The 10,917-nt window shown below is 38.4% G+C and carries 8 protein-coding genes; 7 read left to right on the forward strand and 1 reads right to left on the reverse strand.

The window, feature by feature from the left end; genetic code table 11:
• The first annotated feature begins 467 nt into the window (after positions 1 to 467).
• A complete protein-coding gene (locus CIK89_RS01040; RefSeq protein WP_094389583.1) occupies positions 468 to 1,817 on the forward strand; it encodes an ATP-binding protein in 1,350 nt (449 codons plus the stop codon).
• 483 nt (positions 1,818 to 2,300) lie between these two features.
• Here CIK89_RS01040 and CIK89_RS01045 read toward each other — a convergent pair whose 3' ends face one another.
• Positions 2,301 to 2,834: a very short patch repair endonuclease gene (locus tag CIK89_RS01045; RefSeq protein WP_094389584.1), complete on the reverse strand. Its 534-nt coding sequence runs from the start codon at positions 2,832 to 2,834 to the stop codon at positions 2,301 to 2,303.
• A gap of 1,123 nt (positions 2,835 to 3,957) precedes the next feature.
• Here CIK89_RS01045 and dndC point away from each other — a divergent pair.
• The 6 genes from dndC to CIK89_RS01075 all read left to right on the forward strand — a co-directional run.
• Entirely contained in the window at positions 3,958 to 5,295 is a 1,338-nt protein-coding gene (gene dndC, locus CIK89_RS01050) for a DNA phosphorothioation system sulfurtransferase DndC (RefSeq protein WP_094389585.1), read from the forward strand.
• Positions 5,292 to 7,409, forward strand: coding sequence for an AAA family ATPase (locus CIK89_RS01055; protein WP_094389586.1), 2,118 nt, complete (start codon positions 5,292 to 5,294; stop codon positions 7,407 to 7,409). The genes dndC and CIK89_RS01055 overlap by 4 nt, the downstream gene beginning before the upstream one ends.
• Positions 7,410 to 7,411: 2 nt before the next feature.
• A complete protein-coding gene (locus tag CIK89_RS01060; RefSeq protein WP_094389587.1) occupies positions 7,412 to 7,807 on the forward strand; it encodes a DndE family protein in 396 nt (131 codons plus the stop codon).
• Positions 7,801 to 10,020: a DEAD/DEAH box helicase family protein gene (locus tag CIK89_RS01065; protein WP_094389588.1), complete on the forward strand. Its 2,220-nt coding sequence runs from the start codon at positions 7,801 to 7,803 to the stop codon at positions 10,018 to 10,020. The genes CIK89_RS01060 and CIK89_RS01065 overlap by 7 nt, the downstream gene beginning before the upstream one ends.
• A gap of 7 nt (positions 10,021 to 10,027) precedes the next feature.
• Positions 10,028 to 10,228 (forward strand): hypothetical protein, encoded by a 201-nt coding sequence (locus CIK89_RS01070; protein ID WP_094389589.1) that lies wholly within the window; start codon positions 10,028 to 10,030, stop codon positions 10,226 to 10,228.
• 4 nt (positions 10,229 to 10,232) lie between these two features.
• On the forward strand, positions 10,233 to 10,917 hold a 685-nt coding region (locus CIK89_RS01075), incomplete at its 3' end, for an AAA family ATPase (protein ID WP_158214952.1).

A 10,917-nucleotide genomic window follows, 5' to 3' on the forward strand; every position in this document is an offset into this window, starting at 1 on the left:
CTAACTTACAGATTGTAATTTTCTGCAAAGATAGTCATTTCTAACCCATAGAGTCATTTTTTGCTCGTATTTTGTCGCATATCAACCACTTACAACGATTGTTAATCGTTTTTAGTGGACACTAGTGTACTTTTTAATGTCACACATGGTCACCCGTTCACCCGAATTTCACGGAATACATGGAAATTTTTTTATCCACGGAACACACGGAGAACACGGATTCTAGTTAAAGATTCTTCTAAAGATTTCTTGCGCTCGCGCAACCAAAAAACATCCGTATAAATTCCGTCTAATATCCGATGATCCGATGATCCGATGAGTCATTCCAGGGAAGAAAAGTGTTAAATCTTGGAAAAACGGACAAAAATACATATGTTTATCTTGGAAAAACGGACAAAATTTTGTATTTTTGCCATGGAAAAACGGACAAACAACCCCCGTTTGGCATTATAAAAGAAGATAGAAGTATGATTAAACGCAAGATAGACAACTATTTAGCAGACTTTTTCGCTACAGATAAGAAAGCGTTGATGCTGACAGGAGCAAGACAGATAGGAAAAACATATTCTATCCGTCGTTTTGGACATGAACATTTTGAAAGATTCATAGAAATCAATTTCATCGAAAATCCTGGCTTGGTAAAGGTCTTCAGCAAGGCGAAGAATAGTCAAGACATCTTGTTGCGTCTCTCCACGGTAACCAGCCAGGATTTGATCAAGGATAATACCCTTGTGTTCTTTGATGAAGTGCAGGAATGCCCCGAAATCGTAACCGCCATCAAATTTCTGGTAGAAGAGGGGAGCTATCGCTATATTTTAAGCGGCAGCTTATTGGGAGTGGAAATTAAGAACCTCCGTTCTGCACCAGTGGGATATATGGATGTGAAAGACATGTATCCGCTCGACTTGGAGGAGTTTGCTGCAGCCGTTGGTATCAACGATAGAATCATAGAAGCTTTAAGGAATCATTTTGCAGACGGTACTGTTGTAGATGACTTCATCCATGAAAAGATGATGGAGATATTCCGCCTTTATCTTATAGTAGGAGGAATGCCGGCAGCTGTTGATAAATATCTCACTACCAATAATCTGCAAGCGGTCATGGCAGAACAACAGGCCATCATACGTCTGTATAAGCAGGATATTGCGAAATATGACCCCAATCATAAATTGTATATTCAGGAAATCTTTGACAGGATACCTGCTGAGCTTGATGCCAAGAACAAGCGGTTCATATTGAAGAACCTGAATGAAAACATCAAGTTTTCACGTTATCAGAATAGTTTCCTGTGGTTGAAAGATGCTGGTGTGGCCTTACCCGTATATAATGTAGAGGAGCCTACTGTACCTTTGATATTGTCGAGCAGCCGAAACTTATTCAAGCTGTTTATGGCAGATATCGGTCTTTTGGCAAGTCTTTATGCGGATGGCATTCAATTGAAGATTTTGGATAACGAACCATCCATCAACTTTGGTTCGATATATGAGAATGCAGTAGCACAAGAACTCTGGGCACATGGTTTCCCGTTGTATTATTATAACAACAAGCGACAGGGAGAGCTAGATTTTGTTATAGAGCAAAATGGAGAGGTGTTGCCGATAGAAGTTAAATCGGGTAAGGATTATGATCGTCACAAAGCACTCACGAATGTGGTGAGTACCACTACCTATCAGATTTCAAAAGCCATTGTGTTGTGTAATGATAATGTGAAGAAAGTTGGAAAAATCACTTATCTCCCTATTTACATGCTGATGTTTATTAAGAGAGAACAGCAACTTCCTACTCAATACACCATAGATCTAAGCGGTCTGGTTTAAGGAAAATCTGCACACGGACTACACGGATTCTAGTTAAAGATTTTGTTCAAGATTCTAGTTTAGATTTCGAGCATCTCCGATGCGATCCATAACAAAACCCTCCTATAGAGCAACGTACTGTTGCGCATTTTCAGTTGAGATTTTTATTTAAAGATTTTATTTCCGTCTAAATTCCGTCTAAGATCCGATGATTGATTTCTGGCCAAAGGCCATATTTCATTAAAGATTTCCTCCAAAGATTTACCTATGGTTTGTTTTGTCGTGACTCAGCATAGTGAAAGCGCGCTCTCACTCTGTCTTCGCTACTCCAAAACATCTTGCGCTCACGCAACCCAAAAAAACATCCGTCTAATATCCGATGATCCGATGATCCGATGAGTCATTCCAGGGAAGAAAAGTGTTAAATCTTGGAAAAACGGACAAAATTTAGTATTTTTGCCATGGAAAAACGGACAAAACAACCCCCGTTTGACATTATTTGATTCATTTGGGAGATTCTTCTGCCGCCATAGGACATACCGTATCCTCTTCTTCCAGTATAGGATAATAGTGAGTTTTGGCACCATGGTCCTGCAACCAGATATGGTTGAGCGTAAAAGCGATGGAGTCAAGAGTCACTTCACGCTTTAGCGGCTTCAGTTCACATTCCCATACCGTTATGCAATGCCATCCCATTTTAGCCAACGTCCGCTGCTCCTCCTTGTCGCGCACCTTGTTCCTGCGAATCTTCTCCACCCAGAAGTCGTGGTTTGTCTTAGGAATCTTACAACACTTAGAATTCTCCGGTTTTAGCATATCCACGTCATGTCCATGCCAGAAGCAGCCATTCACGAAGATGCAGGTGCGGTATTTCCTCAATACCAAGTCAGGATGCCCAGGCAGCCTTTTGTAGTTTAGCCTGTATCTGAATCCCCGTTTCCACAGCCCATGTCGCACGATCATTTCCGGCTTCGTGTCCTTCGAACGAATAGCCGCCATGTTTTTGTGCCGTTGTTCTTTAGTCAAATGGTCAGACATAGGATATGAGTCTCTTATGGTGCAAAATTACTTTCTATATTCCTTCAGTATTTTGTGAAATGTCACACAGGAATCACGGAAATCACAGATTTTTTTATCCACGGAACACACGGACTACACGGATTCTTGTTAAAGATTATTCTCAAGATTCTAGTTAAGATTCTTCTAAAGATTTTGATACACAAGCAAAAACGGGCTGAAAGCCCAATGGTTTCCCTAGCCCAGGGCAACACCCTGAGGAAGAGCGCATTTTGGTATGGGATTTTCGTTAAAGATTCTCGTGGCGTGAGAAAGAATCTGTCCCCGTGTCATTACACCTGTCAAAGTTCCTAATAGAAAAGATTTTTTTTTCCATATAGCTTTACTTTTAATTCTGCTTGCAAATATATAAATAAATAACGAGAGAGGCGAAGATGTTGACTTAAAAGTTATCATTTGTCTTTATTTTCTTTGGCTTGGTCCTTGTGGGATGACACGAACCTATCCCGTGTCATATTAAAAAAAACAGGAAAAAATTGAAATATATCGTTATTTTTCGTATATTTGCATCGTAAAATGTTTTGTGCAAAAAAATAGGTTTTATTTTTTTTTAAGAGGTCGTATGTGAATACCGCCTCTTTTCTTTTTGGTGTGTTCGGTAACCTTTATTTAACGAGGTGAGAAACGCGAATCTGTCTCCCTTTTTCATGTGTTGTATAGAATATATCTGTGAATGATTGCAGAATTAATGTGTTAAATTGCGAAAATCTGATTATAATGTGGAAGATATTTTTTACCTTTGTAGGCAATATGCGAACTTGGTACAAGTTATCTATGCATATATTATTGCAGTAGATGCGAACAAACATGATAGAATCATGCAAAGCAAAAAACCGAATCCCGTTGGGAGTAAGGGCTGCAACTTAAATTTTTGAGGGATAGATTAAGTATCTTAATCCGAAGGGACTTTAACTACAAAGTCGTGGAAAACTATTGTTGAAACGAGTTCTGGAGGAAGTAGGTACGCCTTATAGGCGTACCCTTTCTTCGTATTTCGTTTCAAGCCAATTCCACGACGGCAGTAGTTAGAAGTACGTTAAGAGAGGGTACGTTTTCTTTTACCCTATTGATTACTAAAACCGAAATGAAGAGTCAAAGAGTCGAAAACATTATATTGGAACTGATAGATCAGTACCAGGAGCCAGACCGCTATAATCGTCCTTGGATTATAGGTTTTAGTGGCGGCAAAGATTCAACTGCACTTCTTACTCTTGTGTGGCTGGCCCTACAACGACTGAAGGATAAAAATATTCCTTTAAAACGAAATGTTTATGTAGTGTGCAATGATACAATGGTTGAGAATCCAGTTATCGAGGAGTATGTCACCAAAGTGCTTGATATGATAGCAAGAGCAGCTAAGGATCAGTCGTTGCCAGTTTCAGTTGCTACTACTACACCAGAATTGGAGGATTCTTTTTGGTGTTGCGTCATCGGAAAAGGCTATCCTGTTCCGAATAATTCATTCCGTTTCTGCACAGAGAAAATGAAAATTAAGCCTACCTCAAAGTTCATAACAGATCAAGTGGCTGCAGATGGAGAGGCTATCGTTCTTGTTGGCACAAGACTTTCAGAAAGTCAACAACGTGAGCGCTCAATAAAGCGACATGAAATTAAGGGACATCGTTTGTCCAAACACCCGCTAAATCCCAACACATATACTTATGCACCCATCAAAGAATTGATGCTTGAAGAGGTTTGGGGTATTATTAATTCCATACCATCGCCTTGGGGTTTTGACAATCAGATTCTTTTCAAGATTTATGCAGATGCTTCTGCTGACGATTACGAATGTCCAACAGTCGTTACCGATGACAGCCACAGGTCGTGTGGCCAAAGTCGTTTTGGATGTTGGATATGTACAGTTGTCAAAGAAGACAAATCTATGTCTTCGCTCATTAAAAGCGGTGTAAAGTGGATGAAACCATTGCTTGATTTCAGAGACAGACTTGTAGAAAACCGTAATGTTTCCGAACTACGATGCCCAACTCGTAGAAATGGTCAACGTGCTGTAGATGACACGGGACATAATCTTGGAAACTATACTATGGAATATAGGATACAATTACTTCAGGAATTACTTACAGTTCAGAAGAGTACACAAAGTTATCGTTCAAGCATAGACTTGATAACGAATCAAGAGCTAATTGCCATTCAAGTGCTTTGGTATCGTGATGGAAATTTTACAACAACCGTAAATGATATATACAATAAGGTTTATGGATACAATATTCCAAATACCAATATTGGATTGCAGGAACGTATTTTGTTAGAGAAAGCCTGTACAGAGAATCCTAAACATTATCAGCTGATTCACGAGCTATTGGCGTTACAGAAAAATAAAGTATTATTGATGAGAAAATATGGTTTGCAAACAGACCTCGAATCTCGTCTTGAATCATTTATAAAGGAGGCAGAGTCATGATTATAAAGAATATAACACTTGGCAATTATCGCCTCTATGAAGGAAAGAATATCATCAAGTTTACGCAAGATGAAGAGAAACCCATTTTCTTGATTTCTGGAGAAAATGGATTTGGCAAGACTACGTTCCTTCATTCGCTTATATGGTGTTTGTATGGGAGATTGATTACTGAGGTTGAAGCTGAAGTTAGAAAAGACATAGCCAATAGTGGATATAATGCCTTCCTTAGGAAAAATCTGAACCATAATGTTAGGGCCAAACTCGAAAAGTTAGACTCTGCAGAGAAAGACTTGATAAGACGTAAAGGGTACTCCTCTGAGAACGAGGATCTTAAGAAAATAACCACATATTACGTTGCCATCGAGTTTAAAGATGTTATCATTCCCTCTCTTCCTTGTACTTCACTAAAGGTAATCCGCTCCTACGACATGATAACGGAGAAGGAATCTGTTGACATCTTAATAGACGGCAAGAGAAATGAGTTGACCACGTCAATTGGATCTGAAGTCTTTATCAATGATTTTATCCTAAATAAAGATATTGCTCGTTTTTTCTTCTTTGACTCAGAGCAGATAGTTGCTCTAGCAGAAACAAATACATCTGCTGAAAAGCGGCGTTTATGTTCTGCCTACAATGAGGTGCTTGGTGTGCGTAAGTATGAAGATTTAAAAAAGAATCTAGAGAACGTAAGATTGCGTTTTCGCAAGAAGTCATCGGATATAGAAAGCAGAGAGAAACTATTGACAATGCTATCCAAACAAGAACAGTTGGAAAAGAAGATTGAGGAGAGGAGAAAAAAACTTACAGAACTTGAATCGGAGTTAAAGCAACTTAGAGCCGATGATGAAGCTATCCAACTGCAATTGATGCGTGAAGGCAATAATGCAACTTCTACAGAAATAGTTAGATTAGAGAAGCTGATTCAAACTACAAAACAGAAAGGTGATGATTATAAAGCCAAGTTGAAAAACTTTATCGAGTATGCCCCCTTTGCAATAACTGGAAAATTGCTGAAAGAGACTCGCGAGCAAATTGAATATGATTTTAGGTTGAAAGAAACCAAGAACGACCAACTGGGCAGAAATCTTGTTGTAAATCAAATAGCATCAGACTTGATGCTGATGTTTGAACACTCAGATATTGCATCAGCAGAGAAGTCAGAACTCATAATACAGGTACAAGATGTTCTTGACAGATATAAACATGAAGTCGTGAAAGAAGATGTTTTACTCTCTGTTTCAGAGCAGGAATACGAAGAGTTTATAGCTGTATACAACAACTTGACAACGACATACAAAGCCGAGTTTGAACACCTGGCAGAAGATTATCGAAAGAATAAGTTGGTTTGGGAACGTAATAGCCGTAGACTGTCAAACATACAAAGTAAAGAGAAAGACGAACTGATTAAAGACATCCGATCAAAGAAGAATAAAGTTGAGGCAGATATAGTTGATAAAGATAAAGAAATACGGCAGTTACACGAAAATTTAGGTGTAATAAGTCAAGAGCTAGCAACAACGACAAAGCAGATAAGCGAATTGAGCAAAAAGGTTAGTCTCGATGATAGCGATGCCAAAAAGGATCAGATTGCAGAACAGTTAATAAGTGAGCTTTCTACTTTCCTTGTGTCCTTGAAACAAGAAAAAAAATACTCCCTAGAGCGTCGTATAAAAACTACGCTTAATACGTTGATGCATAAGGAAGACCTCATTGGAAGTGTTGAGGTTATCGTCAACGGCGAAGATATGGATATTGAACTTTATACTGTTACTGGGGATGTAATCAATAAAGACTCTTTGTCGAAAGGCGAACAGCAATTATATGCCACGTCTATCTTAAAAGCTCTGGTTGATGAATCAGGAATCCAGTTCCCGGTATTCATAGACTCACCGTTACAAAAGTTTGATAAGAGTCATGCCACCAGGATTATAACGGAGTTCTATCCTCAAATTTCAAAGCAAGTAGTTCTGTTCCCCTTGCTTTATAAAGAGTTGACGTTTGATGAGTACGAAGTAATGAAGCCTTTAGTAAAAGCAACCTATCTGATTGAAAATAAGGCAGCACGATCTACATTCAAGCAGGTTCCAGTAGATAATTTTATAAACCAAGAATAAAGATGTTTACCCAGATAAAGACAAGTTCCCAAAATAAGGAAATCGTAACGGTTCTGACCCGGAAGTTCGCTTTAGGAGCAGAGAATGTGATTGCACGTATAGCGATAGCATATTCTTTGCAAAGTGGTATCCACTTCTCTCCTTTAGATATTAAGGATTCTGGCGGCAAAGAGTATTCAAAGAACGTGCTGTTTGGCAATTTTTATTCTATGTATGCTGCCATTATGTGCAAGCATTATAATATAAAGATGTCAGACAAAGACCTACCTCGATATTTCAAGATGCATCTTGATGATGGACTGGAGCGTATTATGGCTGATGTGAAAGATAATCCAAATCTCGTGGGTTTTGACTATCTGTTTGATAAAATACAAGTAGGACTAGAATCAATATGCTGAGAGATTGTGATTTTGAACTCACTTATTCCACAGGTTTGCAGCACGAGCCTAAGGAATTCTTTACCGAGGCGTTGATAGAGTGTAAAACCTTCGACCTTGGTTTGGGATTCTTCTCAACTTCAGGCATCAGATGTCTGGCCTACGGCTTTGCACTTTTTATTGCCAATGGCGGTCGGATGCGAGTGGTCATCAATCACATCCTCAGTGAACAGGATAAAATGGCCATAGAAAATGGGCAGACTGGTGTTATAGATGGATTTGAAGACTGCATATTGAATGATGTAGACCAGTTGTGTAATACGTTATCTCGCCAAGATGAGCAATTCTTCAGATGCTTCTCTTATCTCATATCAATTGACAGAATAGAATTCGTGGCAACAGTTTCAACCCAAGGTGGACTTGGACACGACAAATATGGCGTGTTTACTGACGAAAATGGGGATAAGGTTGCCTTTAGCGGTTCTGCAAATTTTTCTCAAACTGCGATGGAATTGAATGGTGAAACCATCACAGCATTCACTTCTTGGAAAAACGCCGACTATGTGAAGGATTTGGAAGATAAGTTTAATGACAACTGGGCCAAAGACAACTCACATCTTATACATATACCTATTAGCAAGGTTACCTCATACATCAAAGATAGATTTGGTGGTGTAAAATTGAAAAAACTGCTAGATAATGAAATCGATTTGCGGGATGTAAGCGAAATTGATTCTATAGATCCAATTATCTCTAAACCTCTCCCTAGACGTCTCGTTGAGAAGATAGAGTTTAAGGAACATGAACCTCGTTTCCCATTTCCGGCTGAACGTTCAATTCAGACAGATGCCTATAAAGCATGGCTGGATAATAAAAGGAATGGCATTTTTGCTATGGCAACTGGATCAGGCAAAACAGTAACTGCCCTTAACTGTGTATTGAAACAGTATCGTGAGAATGGCTTCTATAAAGTGATAATTGTTGTTCCTACAAGAGCTTTAGCGTTGCAATGGGAATGTGAAGTTAAACACTTCAATTTTCAAAACATCATCTCTACACATACAGAAAAAGACTGGAAGATTCTTCTGTCGCGATACACCACAAAGAGCCTGTTAAATCAAAGAAAAAACATCGTCATTATTACTACCTATGCAACCTTCGTTCGTAAGTATATACAAGAATTTATAAAGACAACAAGAGGGATTGATAGCTTTATATTTATAGCAGACGAAGCCCATAACCTGGGGGCAACAGGTCCTATCAAAAAACTTCCGAACAACATCAAATATAGAATAGGGTTATCTGCAACGCCAGAACGTATCTATGATGAAGGTGGCTCGAAGAAGCTCTATGAGTTCTTCAATTCTGAACCACCTAAATATACTTATCGATTCACGATGAAGGATGCAATATGGAAATCTGACCCGCCTATTTTGTGTCATTATGTGTATTATCCGCTATTCGTCAACCTTACGCAAGATGAAATGGAGCACTATAACACCATAACAGACAAGCTAAGAAAATTTATTGACACAAAAACTGGTAAATACAAGAAAGAAGCTGAAATGCTTTTGATGGCAAGAAAGCGTATCATCCACAAAGCAGCCAACAAGAAACAGAAGGTTGCAGAGTTGCTAGATCAGCAAAAGAAGAAAGGCACACTCAACTATACTTTTGTATTTGTTCCAGAGGGCTATGAACCTGATTATGCTGAAATCGATGACTATGAGATTGATAACGAAGACATTCATATCATCGACGAATATTCCAAAATGTTTCGCGAACGTAGGTATTCGTATCATCAGTATATTAGTGGTCTTGATGATGCACCATCAATCCTTGAATCATTTGAACGTGGTGACATACAGGTTCTGCTATCTATGAAATGTTTGGACGAGGGCGTTGATATACCAAGAGCACAGAATGCTATATTCATTTCAAGTACAGGAAATCCACGACAGTTTATACAACGCCGTGGGCGTGTGCTCAGAACCTGCAAAGGAAAGAACATGGCTCACATTTGGGATTTGATAGTGATGCCGCCAAATATTACAGAGTCAGTATCGTCAATAGAACGCAGTCTCTTTACTGCTGAAGTCAAGCGAATTTTGAATTTTGCAGCTCTTGCAGACAACAAGATTGACATACTCTATGGTGAACTTCATAATATTTGTATGACCCTAAACATTGATATGTTCCAACTTCTTGAAGACGAAGAAAAACAATATAAATAATAATGATATGGCTATTCAAGATGAAATTTACAAACAGATTGAGCAAGAAATAAACTCGCTCATTGTCGCCGACAAGTTCAATCTTGTAGGTAAAGAAAAAGAAGCAAAAAAAGTGGCGGAAATGCTTGCAGGATTGAGTGTAGATCCTAGGGATGCCGACAATTTAGTAAACCAATATATTGCACAAATAAAAATAATATGCAAATAAAAATATGCTAATAAATAATATTAAAATACATAATTTTCAGTCCTATTACGAAACAGTATCAATGGATTTTAGCAATGGATTGAATTTAATAATCGGTAAAGGCGGTAAAGGAAAGTCAAAACTCTTCAATGCCTTCTACTGGGTTTTGTTTGGTGATATCTACATCACAGATTTAGGTTGGTGCTCTGCTGATGGTCTTCCTTATAGCGCCAAGATGACAATGAAAAAGCATGAGATCATAAATAAAAAAGCCCTATTTGACTGTAATAAAGGAGATAGCGTTATTTGTCAAGTATCTTTGGAAATTATGGATGATAACCAAAATCTTTATACCATTGAACGAACAGTAAAAGCCAAAAGAACTGAAGAAGAAAACTGGCAGAGTGCTTATGCTTGGGATATTTCAGCTAGTATGCTAAAAGTTATTTTTGATAGCGATACTGGTTCACGTACATTAAACGATGATATGGCAGAGGACAAAATAAGGGAGTTGTTTCCGACAGGAATTCGTGGTTATATATGGTTTCAAGGTGAAACTCTTGATAATCTTATTAATTTTAGAAAGCCTGAAAATTTAAAAGATGCGGTTAAACATATTTCGTATTATCCATATTATGAAAAACTAACTGCCATAATAGCTTCTGCTTGTAAAACCATAGACCAGAGGGAGCGTAAGCATAAAAAAGATC

Origin of the sequence: Prevotella sp. P4-119, from assembly GCF_002251345.1 — a bacterium.
GTDB lineage: Bacteria > Bacteroidota > Bacteroidia > Bacteroidales > Bacteroidaceae > Prevotella.